Raw genomic sequence first — 22,034 nt, forward strand, 5'->3', positions numbered from 1 at the left:
GGCTTTTCCTAAATAACCAACCAAACTTTAAATTATGAAAAACCACTACTTAAAGTTGTAAGGGAACCACCCCTTAGCTGGTGTAAATTTAAAGTACATTTTCATTCTTTCAGCATGGTTTAACTTACTTTAATGATAAGCTTAACAGTTCTTCACACTTTATCTTACTTTTTGGGAAAGAATTAAGAAATTGTAGTGGAAATTCTATTTTAATGTGCCGAATTTAAAATGATAAAACCCTAAAACCAATAGCCTATGCTAACGAAAAATCTTGAGTTACTTGTTTCGGGTGTCCACGAATACAAAAGATTGACTGGTCCTATAAAAGACTCCCATCCATACCCTATACCATAACCAGAATAGGTTGGTGCCTTAAACCAGTCTCCAATTCTAAAAATATCATCATCAATATTGGCGAAATTAGCAGTAAAAAGTGCATGATTCTTTTTTGCAAATTCAAAATCCAATCTAGCATATGCTTTAACAAAACTGTTGCCGGGTAAACTTAGAAAATCGTATCCAACAAACGGAATCATATTATTTATAAAATCAGTTCCATAGCCGCCTAAAACAAAATCGAAAGTTGTAACATTAGATGTTCCCAGTTTAAAACCACCTTCAGTCTCCAAATTTAAAGATAGGTTTTTTGCCAATGGAAAAGCCATGCCCATTCTTGCCTTGGAAACCGAAAAGTCTTTAAAATTTTCATTGTAATCAGATGACAATAAATAGTAATGCATGTCTCCACTAAAGTATAACCCCTTTGAAGGAAAATACTTGTCATTATAGGTGTCTAGCTTTAAAGAACCGAAAACACTGGCATAATTACTTTTTTCAAAATACGTTCTACCATTATTTGTAGAAACCCCAGTGTCTATATTTTCAATATCACCTAAGGTTCTGGTACTATATTGCAAATATTTATGTTCCGCCCCCAAAGTAAAAGAAAACTCTTCTTTTATAACAGTCTGAAAATATAATTGATTCGTAAAATCAGATATATTTAAATTTATTCTATTGAGCCTGGTGTCTGTAGCAACTTCAAAATTATCGCTAATTAAATCAAAGTTTATTTCTTGTTCAAAATCATTAAACCTTGAGTTAATTCCAAAACTCCAATAGGAGCCTTTATCTATATAATACTCCATATTATATCTAATATTGTCCCCCAATATTAAATCAAAAGAAGCAACATCATCTTTAGATAATAATCTACGTTTGGTAAGATTTATCATTGCCCCACTTTTGTACAAATCATCAAAATGTGCACCTACCCTTAAAAATGAAGTGTTTAACGTTTCATCTAATGGTAAAATTAAATCCTCTCCACCATTAATATTATCTAACAATTTATACCTAATAGTCTTAAAATTACCCGTAGCAGCCATATTACCTATGCCTTGTTGTAGTTTTTTAAAACTTATAGGTTCATCTAAGTTAAATCTTAATTTTCCTTTTACATAACCTCTGGTATGGTCTGTATTACCATCAATTAACAATCGGTTAATAACTAAGGTTTCCTTAGAATCTACAACACTTATAGGTGCTTTCTCTTTCTTTATCGGTGTTCCAATTTTCTTAAGTTCTTCTATTTTTAAATTGGCGGCATCTTCACCAGTTTTAATAATTTCGTTTAATTTATTAAACTCAATTATAGAAAATTTTTCTATGTGAGGCTTTATATAGATATCCGTTTTCTTTGCTTTTATCTGCATGTCTGCAACCGTACGATAGTTATTAATCTGTAATAATATTTCCGTAGCAGATAATAATGCATCTCTTTCAGATAAATCGTGCTGCACATCTACACCAATAATAATATCCGCGCCCATTGCCCTAACCTCGTCAATAGGATAGTTATTGACCACCCCCCCATCAATTAAAACCTTATCATCAATAATTGTAGGTTCAAAGAGCGAGGGCAAAGTACCACTTGCCAAAATAGCTTCGGGCAAATATCCAGAATTTAGTACAACCTGCTTACCTGTTTCAATATCCGTAGCAATACATACAAATGGTGTGGGAAGTTTATTGAAATCATCTATATCTTTTACATGATATAAGAGCTTAACGAATTCATTATAAATGTTTTGTCCTCCTGAATAAGCTGGTGGCACCGATACCTTAAAATTTTTAAATGGCAATGTTAAAGCATACCGTTCTGAATCTTCTTTTTCATAAAATGTTTTTGCGCTTCTAGGCAGGTTGTCCTGGATAAGCGATCCAAAATTCGTAGCATTAAACATAGAGTCTAGTTCCGCAGCAGAATACCCTGCTGCATATAACGCACCCACAATAGCTCCCATGCTTGAGCCCCCAATATAATCTATTTGCACACCGGCTTCCTCTATTACTTTTAATGCCCCAATGTGCGCCATACCTTTTGCACCGCCACCACTAAGCACCAAGCCAACCTTAGGCCTTTTTTTAATGGAATCTGCTTGCCCATAAAGAACTGAACAATGCGACAATACTAATGCCACAACAATTAATGTTCTTTGCATTCTAAAATTATGCTTTTCGAAAAGACTCATATATCTTTTTTGCTTTTGACACACCTACCTCTTGACTAAGACTATCTATAGAAGCTTCTTTTATTCGCTTAACAGATTTAAACTTTTTTAAAAGTTGTTCTGCAGTTTTTTCTCCAACACCTTCAATTCCTTCCAACTCAGAATTTATTGCTCCTTTACTTCTTTTATTTCTATGCAATGTAATTCCAAACCTGTGTGCTTCATTTCTTAAAAACTGAATAATCTTTAAACTTTCAGATTTTTTATCCAAATACAACGGTATGGGGTCTTCTGGAAAATAAATTTCTTCTAACCTTTTTGCTATACCTATAATAGCAATTTTTCCTCTTAACCCTAAATTATCAAGACTTTTTAAAGCCGATGACAATTGACCTTTTCCACCATCAATGACAATTAACTGTGGTAAGGGTTGCATTTCTTCCTGTAATCTTTTATACCTACGATATACCACCTCTTCCATTGATGCAAAATCATCTGGCCCAACCACTGTTTTAATAATATAATGTCTGTAATCTTTTTTTGAAGGCTTACCATCTTTAAAAACAACACAGGCAGCAACAGGGTTAGTGCCCTGAATATTACTATTGTCAAAACATTCTATATGCCTTGGCTCCTTAGTCAACCTTAAATCCTTCTTCATCTGGGCCATAACCCTATTCGTATGGCGATCAGGATCTATAATTTTAATTTGATTAAAACGCTCTTGCCTAAAAAATTTGGCATTACGCTCAGACAATTCCAGAATACGTTTTTTATCTCCTAACTTGGGAATCGTAACCTTGAGCCCTGGGGAAACCGCAAGATTAAAAGGCACATATAACTCTTTAGAGTCTGATTTAAAGCGGTCTCTTATTTCAACAATTGCCAGCTCTAATAAATCTTCATCTTGTTCATCTAATTTTTTCTTTATTTCCATTGTATGAGACCTAATAATAGACCCATGTGCTAATTGAAGAAAATTTACATACGCAAAGGCATTATCGGATATAATACTAAAGACATCTACGTTGCTTATTTTAGGATTTACTATGGTAGACTTAACCTGATAGTTTTCTAAAACCTCAATTTTCTCCTTAACCGCTTGGGCTTCTTCAAACTTCATTTCAGCTGCCAACTTATTCATTTGTCCTTTAAAATAAGTAATGGAAGATTTAAAATTTCCTTTTACAATTTGTCGTATTTCTTCTATTTGTCGGTCATATTCTGTAATAGATTGATGCCCTTCGCAAGGTCCCTTGCAATTGCCCAAATGATATTCTAAACAAACCTTATATTTTCCTGTATTAATTTTTTCGGCAGTCAAATCATAATTACATGTACGTAACGGGTATACACTCTTTATAAGATCCAAAAGAACACGCACTGTTTTCATACTAGTATAAGGCCCAAAATACTCAGACCCATCTTTTATTACCCTCCTAGTAGGGAAAAGTCTTGGAAAACGTTCGTTCTTTAAACATAGCCAAGGATAAGATTTATCATCTTTCAATAATACGTTATACCTAGGCCTTAACTCTTTAATTAAATTGTTCTCTAATAATAAAGCATCTGATTCTGTCGGAACAACTATATGCTTTATACTTCTTATCTTTTTTACTAATACGCGAGTCTTTCCATATTCATGGTTTTTATTAAAATATGATGAAACTCTTTTCTTTAAATTCTTTGCTTTGCCAACATAAAGTATAGTATCACTACCATCATAAAATTGGTAAACCCCTGGGCTTGTTGGCAATGAACTTAACTGTATGTTTAAAGGAATTTCAGACATAATTTAACACTACTAATTTAGTCTTTATTACTTAGCTAAGTTTACTCTTTAAAACGAAACTATGTAATAAAAAAGTTAATTTTTCTGATTATTAATTTGCCAAAAATGCCCTTGTTATAATCATTATTACATAAATTTTATCATTTCTAATTATTATATCAATAAATTAAATTTTTAAGACTATATTTAAATTATTGATTACCAGGTATTTAAATATATAATATACTCTATAGTGTTAATTTTATCAAAAAAATGTGCATTTCAACGACAAAAAAGCGCTTTTCGTAGATATGGTATTAATTATTTTACCTATTTTTAGCTCAACAACAACATCTATTGGTTCATTTAATACTATAAATAATAATGGAAAGCTATATAATCACTTTAGGAACATACCTTGTTTTAATGTTATTTTTTAAAGTATTTTTTGCTGTTGCAGGTAAAGAATAAATTAAAATAAATTATTGCTCTAATCACTTCTCTATGCTGAAGAAGGATTTGCGAATAAAATATTCAAGACTTCGAAGTTCACTAAACTCTACACTTATAACCCAACAAAGTATAGCAATTGCAAATTCACTTTTGCAATTGCCTATTTGGGATAATAATTACTTTCATATTTTTTTACCCATTCAAGAAAAACTAGAAATTGATACCGAAGGTATTATTTCTATTATTTCTGGTTATGATAAAAATGCTATCGTCCCTAAAGTTGTTTCAGCTACGGAATTGGAACATTTTTTACTTACCGATAACACCAAGTTTATTGTCAATGATTTAAAAATACCTGAACCAGTTGATGGCATACGTATACCACCTCATAAAATTGATGTAGTTTTTATTCCACTTTTGGCTTTCGATGAATACGGTAATCGAATAGGTTATGGGAAAGGATATTACGACCGCTTTTTAAACCAATGCCGAGAAGATGTCATAAAAATTGGATTATCACTTTTCGAAGCAGAAAAAATAATAAGTGATATATTACCAACAGATATTCCTTTAAATTACTGTGTTACTCCCAATAAAATATACTCTTTTTAAGCTTCAATATTGGTTGAAGTTTCATTAGGTTGATTAGAGATTTCCTCATCTTTACCAAATGCTCTTTTATTGAATACTAAAAGAATACCTACTCCTGTACTAATAGCTGTATCGGCAATATTAAAAACTGGTTCAAAAAACCTGAAATTTTGACCACCAACCATGGGCATCCAACTGGGCCAAGTAGCATCTACCATTGGAAAATATAACATATCAACCACCTTACCATAAAATATTTTGCCATAAGGATCATCAGAAAATAGCGTTGCTACTTCATTATAACTATCGTTAAACATAACACCGTAAAAAACTGAATCTATAATGTTGCCTAACGCTCCTGCAAATATTAATGAAACTGCCCAAATTAATGTGTTCGATGCCTTTTTCTTAATAACATCGAAAAGCCAATATCCAATTCCGAAAATAGCGAACAATCTAAATATAGTAAGTACCAGTTTACCCATATCATCAGAAATGGGTAAAATATCACTTAGCTTGGCACCCCACGCAGCACCTTCGTTCTCAATAAATAAAATTTTAAACCAATTAAATACTTCTACTGATTCACCCAATACAAAATGGGTCTTGATATAAATTTTACTCCATTGATCAATAATAAGTATCAATAGAATAAATAAAATAGATTTCTTAATATTCATGGGCTTTAATCAATGGTGACAAAAATATGGATATTATTCGGTTTTACTTAATTCAATGTTACCTGTAACGGTTTGTATTTCATAATTAAATGACGAATTAAATGGAATTGGGTTAAAACTAACTTTCCCAAACTTACTTTTTGCATTTATTTTCGCAGACTTCGAAAGAATTTTTATAGCTCCGCTTTGTGTTTTCACTTTAACATCTCCTAAAACATTATTAAGCTCACAATTACCATCGGAAAGTGACACAGCAACTTCATTATATTCACCATATATAATTACATGAGAATTGGTACCAAATAATTCAATGTTCTTATTGGACGGAATTGTCACATGTAGTATAATGGAAACAACTTTATGTGCACTTAATTTATCATTGGGGTTTTCAAAACTTGGCACAAAACCAGCTTCAATTAAAAGCGTAGATCCAATTGTAGTTACTTCAATATTTAAATCTTGACTATATTCACCCTCTATTTCTGCTTCTATATTAACATTTTTGCTTGCTGTAGAATGGAGTTCTACTTTAAAACAATTAGCCGTATTAACTTGTATAAGGCTAATATGATCTACATGAACTGTTCGTTGCAACTTTTTTTGAGCACTTAAAGTATTGCCAATCAGAAAAAACAGACAAGCTAATAGAAAAAATCTCAAAATATAATTATTAAAAAACGCCCCTAAAGGCGTTTTAATTAAGACTGCATGTTTTTAGCCTCTATACTTAATGTAGCATGTGGCACCAACTTTAATCGTTCCTTATTTATAAGCTTACCTGTAACTCTACAAATACCGTAAGTTTTATTTTCAATGCGTAATATTGCATTCTTAAGATCACGAATAAACTTTTCTTGCCTTATGGCCAATTGCGTGTTTGCCTCTTTGCTCATAGTTTCCGACCCTTCTTCAAAAGCTTTAAAAGTCGGTGAAGTATCATCCGTACCATTATTTCCATCGTTCATATAAGAACTTTTTAAAAGTTCTAAATGACTTTTAGCCTTCACTATTTTCTCTTCAATCAATTCTTTGAATTCTGCCAAATCTTTGTCAGAATACCTTACTTTTAAATCTTCTGCCATCTTTTAATGTTTTTCGATAAACAATTTTGTATTCACCTCGTCAAATGCAATCTCTATGCCTTCTTTCAATTCTTCTTCAAAAATTAGGTCGGCCGTTAAAGTTTCTGTTTTAATATAATCTAAATTATCTTTAACAGCTAATTCAACAAAGCCATCTTTTAAAATTTTAACAGCAATTTTATCTGTTACTTCAAAACCAGAATCTTTTCTAATATTCTGAATTCTATTAACCAATTCTCTAGCAACACCTTCATTTCGTAATTCTTCATTAATCGTTACATCTAATGCTACCGTTAATTTCCCTGAAGTTGCAACCATCCACCCTTCAATATCTTGAGAAGAGATTTCTACATCTTGTAACTGTAAAGTAATACTTTTATTTTCTAATTGAATTGTTAAATCGCCATCTTGCTCAATTTTCTGGATATCTTTCTGCGTAAAACCATTAACTACCTGAGCAATTTGTTTCATTTCTTTACCAAATTTTGGACCTAAAGTCTTGAAATTAGGCTTAATACGTTTTACCAATATTCCAGAAGCATCATCTAACAACTGAATTTCCTTTACGTTAACTTCAGACTTTATTAATTCTGAAACTGCTTCAATTTCTTCCCGATCCTTTGCATCTAACACAGGAATCATAATTTTCTGCAAAGGTTGACGCACTTTTATTTTCTCTTTTTGTCTTATTGATAACACCAAAGATGAAATTATTTGTGCTTTTTGCATTTTCACCTCTAAACTTTTATCGATGAGAGATTCATCTGCTATAGGAAAATCTGCCAAATGCACACTTTCAAAACCATCCTTTACCGTAGCCTTGTTCAAATCCAGGTACAATTGATCCATAAAAAATGGTGCAATTGGAGCCGATAATTTTGCAACGATATCTAAACATGTATATAAAGTTTGGTATGCCGCAATTTTATCTTGAGCATATTCCCCTTTCCAGAAACGTCTTCTACACAAACGCACATACCAGTTACTTAAATTTTCTTGAACAAAGTCAGATATTGCTCTTGCCGCACGGGTTGGTTCGTACTCTTCATAAGCCACATCAACTGTTTTAATTAGTGAATGTAGTTCAGACAATATCCACCGGTCTATCTCTGTACGACTACTCATTGGAATATCATCTTCAGAATAGGTAAACTTATCTAGGTTAGCATATAAACCAAAAAATGAATAGGTATTATACAGGGTGCCAAAGAATTTTCGTTTAACCTCAGCAATGCCTTCTGTATCAAACTTTAGGTTGTCCCATGGGTTTGCATTACTGATCATATACCATCTTGTAGCGTCGGCACCGTGCTCGTTCATGGTTTCAAACGGATCAACAGCATTGCCTAAACGCTTAGACATTTTCTTACCATCCTTATCTAAAACGAGTCCGTTAGATACTACATTTTTATACGCCACAGAATCAAAAACCATAGTGGCGATTGCGTGCAAGGTATAGAACCAGCCACGTGTTTGATCCACGCCTTCCGCTATGAAATCTGCAGGAAATGTTTTCCCTTCATCTATCAAATCTTTATTCTCAAAAGGATAATGCCACTGTGCATAAGGCATTGAACCACTATCGAACCAAACATCAATTAAATCGTTTTCGCGCTTCATTGGTTTTCCCGATGCAGAAACTAAAATTATTTGGTCAACTATATTCTTATGTAAATCGATTTTATCGTAGTTTTCATCGGACATATCGTCGACTACGAAATCTGCATAGATATCCTTTTCTAAAACTCCCGCTTCAACTGCTTTTGCCATTTCTGACTTCAGTTCAGCTACAGAGCCAATAATAATCTCCTCCTTACCATCTTCTGTTCTCCAAATCGGTAACGGAATACCCCAATAACGTGACCTAGAAAGATTCCAGTCATTTGCATTTGCCAACCAATTACCAAACCTACCTTCACCAGTTGCTTTTGGTTTCCAGTTAATGGTTTGGTTCAATTGAAACATTTTATCCTTTATGTCGGTTACTTTTATGAACCAAGAATCTAACGGATAATATAATATAGGCTTATCTGTACGCCAGCAGTTTGGGTAACTGTGAACATACTTCTCTACCTTAAAAGCTTTATTCTCTTCTTTTAGTTTAATGGCAATTTCAACATCTACAGAACGTTCTGGAGCTTCACCATCTTCGTAATACTCGTTCTTAACATACTTACCACCCAACTCTTTTAACTCTGGTCTAAATTTACCTTGTAAATCGACAAGAGGAACCAAGTTTGCATTTTCATCTAATACCAACATTGGCGGTATTTCTGGCACAGCCTGTTTCGCAACTAAAGCATCATCTGCACCAAAAGTAGGTGCGGTATGTACAATACCGGTACCATCTTCGGTAGTTACAAAATCTCCTGAGATTATTCTAAAAGCGTTTTCTGCATTTTCATACGGAAGTACGTAATCTAATAACTGCTCGTATCTAATTCCTAATAATTCTTTCCCTTTAAATTCCTTAACTACGTAGTAAGGAATTTTTTTATCCCCAGAGTTGTATTTTAACAACTCTGATTTCTCCGATACTTCTTTGAATTTACCCGAGAACTGTTTTCCTACCAAATTTTTGGCAAGCACAACATTCATTGGTTCAAAAGTATACTGATTGTAAGATTCAACCAACACGTAATCTATTTTTGACCCCACGGTCAAGGCTGTATTCGATGGCAATGTCCAAGGGGTGGTCGTCCACGCTAAAAAGTATATGATGCCTTCGTTCTTTAAGAAATTTGGCAATGTTTCTTCTACCGCCTTAAACTGTGCGGTTACCGTAGTATCTGTTACATCTTGGTATGTACCTGGTTGGTTAAGCTCATGAGAACTCAATCCTGTACCTGCCTTAGGCGAATAAGGTTGTATAGTATACCCCTTATAAATTAAATCTTTAGAATAGATTTGTTTTAGCAACCACCATACTGTTTCCATATATTTGGATTTGTATGTGATGTATGGATCTTCCATATCTACCCAATATCCAACTTGTTTGGTCATAGAATTCCAAACATCGGTATATCTCATTACCGCTTTTTTACAGGCAGCATTGTATTCTTCAACAGAAATTTTAACCCCGATATCTTCTTTAGTAATACCTAATTCTTTTTCAACACCCAGTTCAATAGGTAAACCATGCGTATCCCAGCCAGCTTTACGCTTAACTTGAAAACCCTTCATGGTTTTATATCTAGGAAAGATATCTTTAATTGTTCTAGCCATTACATGATGAATCCCCGGCATACCATTTGCTGATGGTGGACCTTCATAGAATACATAACTATCTTTACCCTCACGGGTAGAAATACTTTTCTCGAAAATGGCATTCTTTGACCAGTAGTCAAGTATTTCCTCTGCGACCTTTGGTAAATTCAATCCTTGATATTCTGTGAACTTCATACAAAATGCTTATGGTACTGGGTTTAAAAGGCTGCAAAATTATAAAATTTAGATTTAACTAGCGTGTATTAACAACATTGAAATACCTCTAAACCACCGATTAAAGCAAATATTCGCTTACAAAACATCTAAAAGTTAAATTTACCCGTACATTATGTTAAACAAATAACCATTCAACGAAACACAATGAAAAAAGTAATTTTAGGATCATTAGCAATTTTAGCACTTAGTATGTCTATCTCTTGTAGAGAAACTGTTGATCAAGCAAAATCTGCAACTGAAGAAGCTGGTGCCGCATTAGAGGAAGCTGGAGAAAATTTAGAAGAGGCTGGAGAAAATGCAATGGATGCTGCAAAAGAAGCAGGTGAAAATGCAATGGACGCTGCTGAAGAAGCTAGTGAAAATGTAATGGACGCTGCTGATGAAGCTGCAGATTCAGTGAAAGAAGCTGGTGAAGACACCATCGATGCCGCTAAAAAAGCAGGTAACGATGCTGTAGATTCAGCTAAAGAAGCTGGTGACAATGTAAAAAAAGCAGCTAATGAAGCAGCTGACAAGGCAGCTAAAAAAGCAAAAGAAATTGAAAAGGCCGTTAAAAACTAAAATTAACGCCTTCTATAATTTTGTAAGACCTGCATATTGCAGGTCTTTTTATTTAAAAATGGTAGCCAATACCTAAAATTACATTTCTACCAGGCGCTACAATACCCGACGAATATGTTCTATAGCGTTGATCTGTAATATTCTCTAAGCTAGCTGTTGCTTTTAAACGATTGGTGACATTAATTTGTGAACGAAAATTTAAAGTATACCATGAAGGTGCATATGGATTACCATTTTCATCTAGAGCATATATATACTCTTTTGACTTTTCTGACATGGCAAGATTATTATTGTCAATTTCACCATTATAATTAATGAAAAAATCTGTTCGTAATCTTTGGTTTTTCCATATAAGATGAAAATCTCCAAAAGTTGGTGCAGCATGCCGCGCAGGCGTATCAGTGCCATCTTCCTCTTCTTCAACACCATCTGTTATAGTAACATTAGAAGTTACCGACCACTGCTCATTAAGGTATGCTTCTATCCCAAATTCAAAACCATACACATAAGCTTTCGCCGCATTTTGTATTGCCTGTACATTACTTAGTTCACCACCATACTCAATTTCATAAACACCATTATAACTAAAATCTCTACGCACTAAAGCATCAACTAAATAGGTATAGTATGCGGCACCTTTTAAAATAATTTTATCATTAATATTTCGCTGCACCCCTATTTCCGTATTATAAGCATATTCAGGTTCCAAATTAGGATTTGGCACTACCACCGATCCCGGTTCTGAATCAAAAATCTTACCTACATCATCAATATTAGGAGCTCTAAAACCTGTTGATCCATTTAGCGTTATTTGAAGATTTGCCCTAGGAAACCAACTAATACCGAGACTACCAGTTAATGCTCCCGTACTTAAATCTGCGGTTTTAAACGGAAAATCATAAAAGGCATCATCAAAGACCGCATCTACCCAAACATGACTATAACGTAACCCAGACATAATTGTGAAATTAGGTTTTGCTTTGTATTCCCCATTTACATAACCCGCCAAACTTTGCCAAGTAGATCCATCTGGATACCTTGATGCCGACCTCATTTCTTCAGATGTTACAATATTAAAATCAAACCCATTTGACCGAACTTTATTAAAGATATATTCACTACCATAATACAGCCTAAAATTACCGATCTTTTTATTTTCAAGATCAATATTCATGTTTAATGCATCTACTTTCTCGGTTGTAGTGTTTCTTATTTCATCTTGGAAATTTCTATTAATTCTACTTTCTTCAAAATGCTGGTAAGCAAACCCTAATTTTAATCCATCATAAAATTTTCCGTTTCCTTTCTTTTGAATTTGAGCATTGCCCATAAACCATTTTTGAGGCCCATAATACCATTCGGCAGAACGCAATCCTAATCCATCACTCGTTGGTCTAATTAGCCTGTCGTATCTAGAATAGTCTGAAGTTTCAGAGTAATAGGCACCTAAATTTAAGTCCCATTTAGAATTAGGTTTAATTAGAAACTTTTGCATGAAATTTATTTGACCATAACCGGTAGTGACCTGTAATTTTGGAGAACTATTTTCAATTAATTCATCTACCCCGTTAACGGTTTTAACAAAGGAGTTTCTTAAATAAGAACTAGGCCCATTAGATCCCATTCTTAAATCTTTAAAGTTATTATAGGTTAAGCTAGTTAATGACGATAGTTTTTTTCTACCTAGAGTAACATCTGCATGTATTGTGTTTTCTGAATTTGCAGAAGAAAATCTATAATTTCCGTTACCTTGTACTAATAGACTATCGTTCTGAGATAAAATTGGTTTATTGGTGTAAAAATTCATTACCCCACCAATTGCATCGCTTCCATAAATTACTGAACCAGGCCCAAAAATCACTTCTGTATTCTTTATTGTATAAGGGTCTATAGAGATTACATTTTGGATATTACCTCCTCTAAAAATTGCATTGTTCATACGTACACCGTCAACAGATAGCAATAACCTATTTGTCGCAAAACCCCTAATCATTGGACTGCCACCACCTAATTGACTTTTTTGCACAAAGACTTTACCACTATTTTCTAATAAGTCGGCGGAAGTTTGTGGAGAAGAAAAATCTATTGATCGCGAATCCAAAGAAATTATTTTATTAGGAATATCTCTTTTTTGTTGTTCCCACTTAGAAACCGACATTACCACTTCATCTAACTGTTGCGCATTTACAAGTAAAAACACTTTATTACCCTGCCGCTGCAATTGTAATTTAGTGGTTTTATATTCTTGATAACCAATATGTTTTAGGGTGATTCGTTCTTTAAAAGTGAAAATTGATGCATCAAAATTACCCTCTAAATTAGATAATGCTACTTTAGATTTTTCCTTATTAAAAATGGCTACGTTTGAAATAACCTCTCCGCTATCCGCATCTACAATCGAAATTTGTTGAGCAATACCATACGTAGTAATTAAAAAAAATGCTACAAATAGATATCTATACATATGTGTTGAATACTTCATTTAACACTGCAAGCGATTTAGGTTTCCTGAATCCTTGAAGATGCAACTCAAAATACAGTATTATTGATTTCAATAATTCTTGACGGTTGGCTTTCTTCATTTTTATGGAATTAATACTATCAAATTTTATGCCCAAGAAGGTCTTGAAATAATAAATATTTTCGCCTCTTAACATTGGGTTCAATGTTTCATTAGACGTAAATTCACCTTCCAACAAATCAAAATATGGCTTATTCACGTGTTCTACATCTGGATAAAAGCCTAAAAACTTAGTCAATGATAGTATAAAATACAAATGAAAATTGGCAATTTCCTTATTCATATCTAACCACTGCAAAGATGCTTCTAAAAACTCGAAAAGAGCTTCATTTTGCTCCTCTTCACGTATACTGTTTGCTAATAATTCTGCTAAAAATAAAGTCATGGCATTTTTTGCCATATCAGCATAAAGTGTATGATAATGGTAATAAACTTTGGCTTCTCGTATGGTTTCTAAGGTTCCTTTATTTCTATGATTGGCGACAATTTCTAATTGTGTCAAAGGTTGAAAATAGGCTGTCTTTAACTTGCCTTTTTTTGAAGATAACACCCCTCTTAACAAATATGTTTTTATTCCACTAGAGGCTGTAAAGGCCTTTACAATAAGACTTGTGTCCCCATATTTTATTGCAGAAAACACTATTGCTTTTGTTGTAACTAGCATATTAAACCTTCTATTTTTACAAAGATACTGGTTTGCTAATTGGCTACAATTATGTACATAAAAAATGCGAGGCTCTATTTAAGAACCTCGCAATCAACTATACATTAAAAACGTATTCGGTTTTTCTTTTAAATTAAATAACTCCTTGTGCTAGCATTGCATCTGCAACTTTTACAAAACCTGCAATATTAGCCCCTTTTACATAGTTACAGAAACCATCTTCCTCCTTACCAAACTCAATACATGAGTCATGAATGTCTTTCATAATAACTTTAAGACGTTCATCTACTTCTTCACGTGTCCAGCTAATTCTTAAAGAATTCTGAGACATTTCTAATCCTGAAGTGGCAACACCACCCGCGTTAGAAGCTTTACCTGGTGCAAACAATATTTTTGCATTATTGAATTCATGTACGGCATCAGCATTACAAGGCATATTAGCACCTTCAGCAACACACATACATCCATTTTTCATCAGATTTTTTGCATCTTCTTTGTTCAACTCATTTTGAGTAGCACAGGGTAATGCAATATCACATTTTACACCCCATGGTGTTTTACCCGCATGAAATTCCGCAGATGAATATTTATCCGTATACTCGGAGATTCGCCCTCTTTTATTGTTCTTAAGATTCATAATGAAAGCTAACTTATCGTCATCTAAGCCATCTTTATCATAAATATACCCGTTAGAATCTGAAAGCGTTACCACTTTTGCTCCTAAAGAAATTGCCTTCTCCGCAGCATACTGCGCTACGTTTCCTGACCCAGAAATTACAACTGTTTTACCTTTAAAACTTTCGTTTTTGGTCTTTAACATACTTTCTGCAAAGTAAACTGTACCATAACCCGTTGCTTCTGGTCTAATTTTAGAACCACCCCAAGACAATCCTTTGCCCGTAAGTACACCTGTAAATTCGTTACGTATTTTCTTATACATACCAAAAAGGAAACCTATTTCACGCGCGCCAACACCAATATCACCAGCAGGTACATCAGTATTTGGTCCAATATGTCTATTTAATTCTAACATAAAGGCATGACAAAAACGCATTACCTCATCGTCTGATTTACCTTTAGGGTCAAAATCGGAACCGCCTTTACCACCACCCATTGGCAATGTGGTAAGACTATTTTTAAATACTTGTTCAAAAGCCAAGAATTTAAGTATGCTTGCATTTACAGTGGGGTGAAAACGCAAACCACCTTTATATGGACCAATTGCAGAATTCATTTGAATTCTATAGCCACGGTTTACATGTATTTTGCCTTTATCATCTACCCAAGCAACTCTAAAAGAAAGTAATCGCTCTGGCTCAACCATTCTTAAAAGAATACTCTTACCATTATATATCTCTTGTTTTTCGGCATACGGGATTACTGTTTCGGCAACTTCTTGAACTGCCTGTATGAATTCTGGTTCGTGACCATTTCTGGCGGCAACCTCATCCATAAATTCTTTTATTTTATCTTCCATAAAGCTATTTACGCTTGTTTAAAATTATTGATTTCAAAATATAACGGCAAAATTATGATATTTATGTAATTTGTAAGCTTATTTTTTTAAAAATCAATAATATATGTTGTTTTAACAACAAAAATAATTCCTAATTTTTAAAGTTAAATGTATTACGCTTTATCCAATTGCTTGATCTAAATCTGCAATTAAATCTTCTGAATCTTCTATGCCCACACTTAGTCGTATTAAAGCATCTACCACACCACTTTGTTCTCTTTCTTCTTTTGGTACGCTTGCGTGCGTCATACTTGCTGGATGACCAGCTAAACTTTCAACACCACCTAATGATTCTGCTAAAGTAAACACTTTTAATCTTTCAATGATCTTAAGAGCATCATTATAATTACCCCCTTTTGGCACAAAAGAAATCATTCCGCCAAAATCTTTCATTTGTTGTAATGCTATCTTATAATTTGGATGATCTGTAAACCCTGGCCAATATACCTTTTCAACTTTCGGATGGTTTTTTAAATATTCCGCAATTGCCTTACCATTTTCGCAATGCCGTTGCATACGAACATGCAGTGTTTTTATACCTCTTAATACCAAAAAACTATCCATTGGCCCACAAATAGCTCCGCTGGCATTTTGTATAAAATAAAGTTTATCTGCTAAATCTTTATCTTTTACCACCAATGCACCTACCACAGTATCGCTATGTCCCCCTAAATACTTAGTTGCTGAATGCATTACTATGTCAGCTCCCAACTGTAATGGTTGTTGTAAATACGGAGTAGCAAAAGTATTATCAACTGCTAAAAGAATATCTTGACCATTAATTAATTGGGCTATGGCTTTAATATCTATGATGTTCATCATAGGGTTTGTTGGGGTTTCTACCCAAATTAGTCTTGTCTTAGAATTTATCTTTTCTTTTATTACTTGGGTATTTTCCATACCAACAAAATGAAAAACGATACCAAAATTTTCAAATATCTTTTTAAAAATTCTATAGGAACCCCCATACAAATCATTAGTAGATATTACTTCATCGCCTGGTTGCAATAATTTAATAACCGCATCTATAGCGGCTAAACCACTAGCAAAGGCTAAACCAAATTCACCATTTTCAATACTTGCCAAAGAATTTTCCAATGCCGTACGAGTAGGATTTGCACTTCTGGAGTACTGATACCCTTTATGGCCACCAGGTGTAGACTGAGCATATGTAGATGTCTGATAAATTGGAGGCATTACCGCACCATATGCTGCATCTGGTCGTTGACCTCCATGTATAGCCTTTGTATTAAACTTCAGATTTTTATCGGTCATTTTAAAAGTATTTAGTACACAAATGTATTGTTATCTTTTGGGGAATACAATGAAGCCGTATTTTTACATTAAATGATATTTTTTCGATGAAACTAAACTTTTTATCCCTTTTGTTTTTCTTATTCCTTATAGCATGTAATAATGAAGAAACCACATCTTTTGAACCTTTGTCAATTACAAATAACTCATGTGAAGATTGCACCACAGTGGTTATAGAAATCCCGAAGGCATTGGGCAAAACAAAACTTAGTGAAACTATTAATACCGCATTACAAGAAGAAATTATAGCATTACTAAATTTTGACGAAATAAGTCACGCACAAAATATTAATAATGCCGTAGTTGCATTCATTAACGATTATGAAGAATTAAACAACAGATTCCCGGAAGAATCTATGCCTTGGGAAGCCTCAATTCATGGCTCTATTGTATTTGAAAATAAAGATATACTTACAATAAAGCTAGAGTCCTATATTTTTACTGGTGGCGCACATGGCTATGGTACTAACAGATTTTTAAACTTTGAAAAGAAAAATGGTAATGAGTTAGATTTGAAAGATCTCTTTAAAAATGAAGATGATTTTAAACTATTGGCCGAATCCATTTTTAAGCAACAAGAAAATATACCTACTAATGCTGAAATTAATAGCACTGGTTTTATGTTTGAAACAGAAGTTTTTTCATTGCCAGATAATATAGGCTATACAGAGAATGGTCTACAGCTTTTCTATGAACCCTATGAAATAGCCTCTTTTGCCGATGGCCCCATTATTGTTACAATTCCTTATAACGAGGCCAATAAACATTTAAATTTTTCAATACTACCCTAATTTACATGTTTTAATAATAGAATAATTGCTCCTATATGTAGGCCTTCATGAAAGAGGTTAAAAGCTATAGCGTCATCTATATTTTTTAATGTTACTCTTGCGCTTGTGGTATATTCTTGAAAATTTTGAAAAAGGTTCGCTTCATAATCTTCTTTTAACCATTCTGCCGTTGAAATCAAAAAATTTGCTACCATCTTAATTTCCTCATCAGTTGCTGAACCATCGGGTACGGTACCTTTTTTAAATTTATCTACCAGTGTAATAGGTACATGCATTTGTAAACCACTAAACTTATATTGTAAAATTTGCTGCGTAACCACAGTGTGTGCAATATTCCAAAATATATTATTATTGAAACCTTCTGGAATTCTTAGAAGTTTTTCTTTTGGAGTTTTAGTTAGTATAGTATGTAAATTTCTTCGATTCTGTAAGGTAATTTCAAATAAGCTTTCGGTCATAATTTCTAATTTTAAGAGCAATAAAAATAGTACAATTAATAGGAAAAAGGTTTCTTTGTACCTAATTAGACTCTATTTTAAAAATCGCCATCCGCCTTTTTGGTGCTACAATTTTTATCGAATTACCAAAAAAAAATGAAAAAAATATACCACTTAAGCTCATGTTCTACCTGCCAACGAATTATTAAAGAGTTACAACCACTTAACGACTTTGTGTTTCAAGATATAAAATCTGAATTTATAACTACGGCACAAATAGAAGAAATGCACGGATTGTCTCAAAACTACGAGGCCTTGTTCAGTAAAAGAGCTATTCTATATAGAGAACGAAATTTAAAAGAGCGAAATCTTACCGAAAACGATTTTAAGGCACTTATTTTAGAACAATACACTTTCTTAAAACGACCCGTTATAATTGTCGACAATCACATATTTATTGGTAATAGCAAAAAAGTAGTAGCGGCAGCTAAAAAAGCAATTCATCAGTGAACAAACGATTATTAGCTATACTTGCCGCAATAGGCGCAACCACTATATATGGGGTTAACCATACCATAGCAAAAGGAGTAATGCCACATTATGTGCAACCTTTTGGATTTATAATCTTAAGGGTACTTGGTGCTGCAATTTTATTTTGGATTATTTCACCTCTTGGTCCAAAAGAACGTATTGATCCTAAAGATTATTTGCGAATGTTTATTTGTGCTCTATTGGGTATGGCTTTAAATATGTTAGTATTCTTTAAAGGGTTATCACTTTCTACGCCTATTAATAGTGCAGTTTTAATTACTACTACACCTATAATAGTTTTGATATTATCGGCTGTGATATTAAAAGAAAAAATTTCGGGAAGAAAAATACTAGGAATTGGAATTGGTCTTTTAGGCGCATTAGGACTTATATTGTTCGGTACAGAAATTAGACAAGATGCACCAAATATTCCTTTAGGTAATTTCTTGATTTTCATGAATTCTATGTTTTATGGTTCCTATTTGGTCGTGGTAAAAGTCCTAATAACCAAATACCACCCTTTTACTTTTATGAAATGGTTATTTTCATTGGGGGTATTAATTTGTTTACCGTTCGGTTATGATGAGTTTATGCAAATATCATGGTCCACCCTACCGATGGAGGCTTATTGGGGAATTTCTTTTGTAATTCTCGGTACTACTTTTTGCACTTATTTGTTTAATATTTTTGCCTTAACACAACTAAAAGCTTCTACTTTAAGCGCTTTTGTTTATGTACAACCTTTAGTAGGTATTGGGTACGCCATAATAACTGGCCAAGACACCTTAACCATGGTCAAAATTATAGCTGCGTGCTTTGTTTTAGTAGGAGTGTATTTAGCTAGTAAAAAACCTAAGAAAAGAAGCTTTCAGGAAAGTTAACTATGTGATTTTATAGTGTTTTTAAGATGCACCTGTATTGCTTTAATTGCCATTTCTTCATCCCTATGATGCATTGCCGATACAATATTTAAATGCTCTTGCATTATAATTTTTAACGGCCTTACTAGGCCAATTAAATCCATAAATGCCAAAATTTTCGCATTTTTAAATAATTCGTACATCCTTCTGTTTCCACAGTTTTTTGCAATAAACTCATGAAAATAACGGTCAATTTTATGAAATACATATGCGTTTTGAGGTCCATTTTCAAACGGGACCAGCAAATTTCGTAAATCATCTATTTTTGACTGAGGTGCATTACGCGTAAAAAGCTTTACGGTCATAGTTTCCAAGGCCATTCTACACTCGAACATTTCAGAAATTTCCCTATCACATAACTCACGTACGGTTAAACCGCTTTGTAAATTACCCACCAACAATGACTCTTCTTGTAACTGTAACAATACTACAGGTATAGTATCATCCTTAATATTTAAGGTATGTGATAATCTGTGTTGCGTAATTAATTGTCCTGGTTCCAATTTTTTGGTAACAATCAATTTTTTTACTTTCCCGTATGTTTCTTGAAATATTTCTTCTGGAAGGCTGACCATAAAGTAAATATAATAAAATAGCGAAATCTAAAAACAATTAATCCAGTAAAATACAATTGATTACAATTTCAAAAAAGAAATACACTTAAAGTATTAAAGATTCTTAGGTATTTTAGCAAATTTTCTTGAATCTTCTTTGGTAAGCACCTTAAAGCCTTCTGCCTTTTCCATACTACTGAAAGTATGTAAAAACTCATTGGTTAACCCTGTAAGTTTACGCGTTTTAAGATCCATCCAAGCGCCCATCATTTCACAACGGGCTATATTCTCGCCTTTGTGATTATAAAAGTTATGATGAAACTCAAAGAACATACAATCTTCACTTAAACCCATTATTTCCAAAGAAACCTTAATTGGTTTTCCTGGAAAAGCTTCCTTAAAATAATAAACGTGCTCATAAAATACTACCGGCCCAATTTGCTGAGTTGCCATAGTTCTATGGTCAAAACCTAGTTCTAGCAAATAGGCCATTCGGGTGTGACTCATATAATTTATATACGCAGAATTTGCCAAGTGGCGATTTGCATCTACATCGCTCCATCTAATTTCAAAATCCTTAAAAAACATATTTATAATTTTTGTTATGCACGCATAATACTCGATAAAAATAACATAGTTTTGAAACCTAAAGAATAAACAACCTATTTTTTATTCTTATTTTTAAAACAAGTTGTAAAATTTTCATCCGTATGTCCAATAAACCCACTTTCATTAAAGAACTATCACTACCTGTAGTTGCTGCACCTATGTTCTTAATTTCAGGACCGCAATTGGTAATAGAATGTTGTAAAAATGGCATAGTTGGGACTTTTCCTGCCCTAAACCAAAGAACTAGTGAAGGATTTGAAGAATGGTTAATTGAAATTAAATCTTCATTAAAACAATTTGAAGAACAGACAGGTAAAAAAGCCGCACCGTTTGGTGTAAACTTAATTGTACACCAAACTAATCCAAGATTAGAGGCAGATGTCAAATTATGTATTAAACATAAAGTTCCACTAATAATAACATCATTAGGTGCTGTAACAGAAGTGGTTGATGCCATACATAGTTATGGTGGGCTGGTTTTTCATGATATTATTAAAAAACGGCATGGCGAGAAGGCAGCGGAAGCAGGCGTAGACGGGTTAATTCTTGTTGCTGCCGGCGCCGGTGGCCATGCCGGGACTATAAACCCAATGCCTTTAGTTGCTGAAATAAAGAAGTTTTTCCATAAAACTATTCTATTATCTGGTTGTATCAGTACTGGTAGAGACATAGCATCTGCCCTGCAAATGGGCGCAGACCTTGCCTATATGGGCACTCGTTTCATAAATACAAATGAAAGTAAGGCCACTCCTGAATATCGCCAAATGATTATTGATGCAGGAGCAAGCGATGTGGTTTATACAGCATCTATTTCTGGTGTACATGCCAACTTTCTTGGTGCTAGTTTAAAGGCAGCTGGCATTACTGAAGATGATCTTAAAAAGGATGTAAAAATAGATTTTGGAAAAGAATTGAATACCGAGGCTAAAGCATGGAAAACCATTTGGTCTGCTGGGCAAGGTTCTGCTTTAATTGATGATTCTGTACCAGTAGCAGAGCTGGTTTCCCATTTAAAAACTGAATTTAAGGATGCTGTTGAAGAGCAAATTAAAATATTAGAAACGTATCCAAAGTAAATAAAT

General features: G+C 33.5%; 19 protein-coding genes. 6 read left to right on the top strand and 13 right to left on the bottom strand.

Features of this window, described 5'->3' with window-relative positions; translation table 11 throughout:
* Positions 1–239: 239 nt before the first annotated feature.
* Together BTR34_RS07180 and uvrC are read right to left on the bottom strand one after the other, a co-directional pair.
* Positions 240–2,504: a patatin-like phospholipase family protein gene (locus BTR34_RS07180; RefSeq protein ID WP_068485369.1), complete on the bottom strand. Its 2,265-nt coding sequence runs from the start codon at positions 2,502–2,504 to the stop codon at positions 240–242.
* 7 nt (positions 2,505–2,511) lie between these two features.
* Positions 2,512–4,305 (bottom strand): excinuclease ABC subunit UvrC, encoded by a 1,794-nt coding sequence (gene uvrC / locus BTR34_RS07185; RefSeq protein WP_068485370.1) that lies wholly within the window; start codon positions 4,303–4,305, stop codon positions 2,512–2,514.
* Positions 4,306–4,788: 483 nt separating this feature from the next.
* Here uvrC and BTR34_RS07190 point away from each other — a divergent pair, with 483 nt between their 5' ends.
* Complete coding sequence (locus tag BTR34_RS07190; RefSeq protein ID WP_068485371.1) at positions 4,789–5,349, top strand: 5-formyltetrahydrofolate cyclo-ligase; 561 nt, start codon at positions 4,789–4,791, stop codon at positions 5,347–5,349.
* Here BTR34_RS07190 and BTR34_RS07195 read toward each other — a convergent pair.
* From BTR34_RS07195 to ileS, 4 genes are read right to left on the bottom strand one after another with little or no spacing between them, the layout of a single operon-like run.
* Entirely contained in the window at positions 5,346–6,008 is a 663-nt protein-coding gene (locus BTR34_RS07195) for a lipoprotein signal peptidase (RefSeq protein ID WP_068485372.1), read from the bottom strand. The genes BTR34_RS07190 and BTR34_RS07195 overlap by 4 nt on opposite strands.
* Before the next feature lie 33 nt (positions 6,009–6,041).
* Entirely contained in the window at positions 6,042–6,668 is a 627-nt protein-coding gene (locus BTR34_RS07200) for a DUF4097 family beta strand repeat-containing protein (protein ID WP_068485373.1), read from the bottom strand.
* Positions 6,669–6,706: 38 nt separating this feature from the next.
* Entirely contained in the window at positions 6,707–7,090 is a 384-nt protein-coding gene (locus BTR34_RS07205) for a TraR/DksA family transcriptional regulator (RefSeq protein ID WP_068485374.1), read from the bottom strand.
* Positions 7,091–7,093: 3 nt separating this feature from the next.
* A complete protein-coding gene (gene ileS, locus BTR34_RS07210; protein WP_068485375.1) occupies positions 7,094–10,492 on the bottom strand; it encodes an isoleucine--tRNA ligase in 3,399 nt (1,132 codons plus the stop codon).
* Positions 10,493–10,678: 186 nt separating this feature from the next.
* On the opposite strand from ileS, the gene BTR34_RS07215 reads away from it, so the two are divergent.
* The gene (locus tag BTR34_RS07215) at positions 10,679–11,095 is read left to right on the top strand and encodes a hypothetical protein (RefSeq protein ID WP_068485376.1); all 417 of its coding nucleotides are present in this window, start codon (positions 10,679–10,681) and stop codon (positions 11,093–11,095) included.
* 52 nt (positions 11,096–11,147) lie between these two features.
* Here the strand turns inward: BTR34_RS07215 and BTR34_RS07220 are convergent, their stop codons facing one another.
* From BTR34_RS07220 to BTR34_RS07235, 4 genes are all read right to left on the bottom strand, one after another.
* Entirely contained in the window at positions 11,148–13,577 is a 2,430-nt protein-coding gene (locus tag BTR34_RS07220) for a TonB-dependent receptor (RefSeq protein WP_082960194.1), read from the bottom strand.
* Entirely contained in the window at positions 13,552–14,280 is a 729-nt protein-coding gene (recO, locus tag BTR34_RS07225) for a DNA repair protein RecO (RefSeq protein ID WP_068485378.1), read from the bottom strand. The genes BTR34_RS07220 and recO overlap by 26 nt, the downstream gene beginning before the upstream one ends.
* A 133-nt stretch (positions 14,281–14,413) precedes the next feature.
* Complete coding sequence (gene gdhA, locus BTR34_RS07230) at positions 14,414–15,757, bottom strand: NADP-specific glutamate dehydrogenase (protein WP_068485379.1); 1,344 nt, start codon at positions 15,755–15,757, stop codon at positions 14,414–14,416.
* 159 nt (positions 15,758–15,916) lie between these two features.
* Entirely contained in the window at positions 15,917–17,071 is a 1,155-nt protein-coding gene (locus BTR34_RS07235; protein WP_068485380.1) for a cystathionine gamma-synthase, read from the bottom strand.
* An 86-nt stretch (positions 17,072–17,157) separates the two neighbouring features.
* Between BTR34_RS07235 and BTR34_RS07240 the strand changes: the two genes are divergently transcribed.
* Complete coding sequence (locus tag BTR34_RS07240; RefSeq protein WP_068485381.1) at positions 17,158–17,901, top strand: DUF3298 and DUF4163 domain-containing protein; 744 nt, start codon at positions 17,158–17,160, stop codon at positions 17,899–17,901.
* Here the strand turns inward: BTR34_RS07240 and BTR34_RS07245 are convergent.
* The gene (locus BTR34_RS07245; protein WP_068485382.1) at positions 17,898–18,359 is read right to left on the bottom strand and encodes a DinB family protein; all 462 of its coding nucleotides are present in this window, start codon (positions 18,357–18,359) and stop codon (positions 17,898–17,900) included. The two genes, BTR34_RS07240 and BTR34_RS07245, sit on opposite strands and share 4 nt — an antisense overlap.
* 135 nt (positions 18,360–18,494) lie before the next feature.
* Here BTR34_RS07245 and BTR34_RS07250 point away from each other — a divergent pair, with 135 nt between their 5' ends.
* Complete coding sequence (locus BTR34_RS07250) at positions 18,495–18,848, top strand: arsenate reductase family protein (protein WP_068485383.1); 354 nt, start codon at positions 18,495–18,497, stop codon at positions 18,846–18,848.
* On the top strand, positions 18,845–19,750 hold the full coding sequence (locus BTR34_RS07255) for a DMT family transporter (RefSeq protein WP_068485384.1): 906 nt from the start codon (positions 18,845–18,847) through the stop codon (positions 19,748–19,750). The genes BTR34_RS07250 and BTR34_RS07255 overlap by 4 nt, the downstream gene beginning before the upstream one ends.
* On the opposite strand, the gene BTR34_RS07260 is transcribed toward BTR34_RS07255, so the two are convergent.
* Positions 19,747–20,364, bottom strand: coding sequence for a GntR family transcriptional regulator (locus BTR34_RS07260; protein WP_068485385.1), 618 nt, complete (start codon positions 20,362–20,364; stop codon positions 19,747–19,749). The two genes, BTR34_RS07255 and BTR34_RS07260, sit on opposite strands and share 4 nt — an antisense overlap.
* A gap of 93 nt (positions 20,365–20,457) precedes the next feature.
* A complete protein-coding gene (locus BTR34_RS07265; protein WP_068485386.1) occupies positions 20,458–20,931 on the bottom strand; it encodes an acyl-CoA thioesterase in 474 nt (157 codons plus the stop codon).
* Between the two features lie 122 nt (positions 20,932–21,053).
* Between BTR34_RS07265 and BTR34_RS07270 the strand changes: the two genes are divergently transcribed.
* Positions 21,054–22,028: an NAD(P)H-dependent flavin oxidoreductase gene (locus BTR34_RS07270; RefSeq protein WP_068485387.1), complete on the top strand. Its 975-nt coding sequence runs from the start codon at positions 21,054–21,056 to the stop codon at positions 22,026–22,028.
* The last annotated feature ends 6 nt before the right edge of the window (positions 22,029–22,034 follow it).

The sequence above is a fragment of the Maribacter hydrothermalis genome (genome assembly GCF_001913155.1).
Classification (GTDB): domain Bacteria; phylum Bacteroidota; class Bacteroidia; order Flavobacteriales; family Flavobacteriaceae; genus Maribacter; species Maribacter hydrothermalis.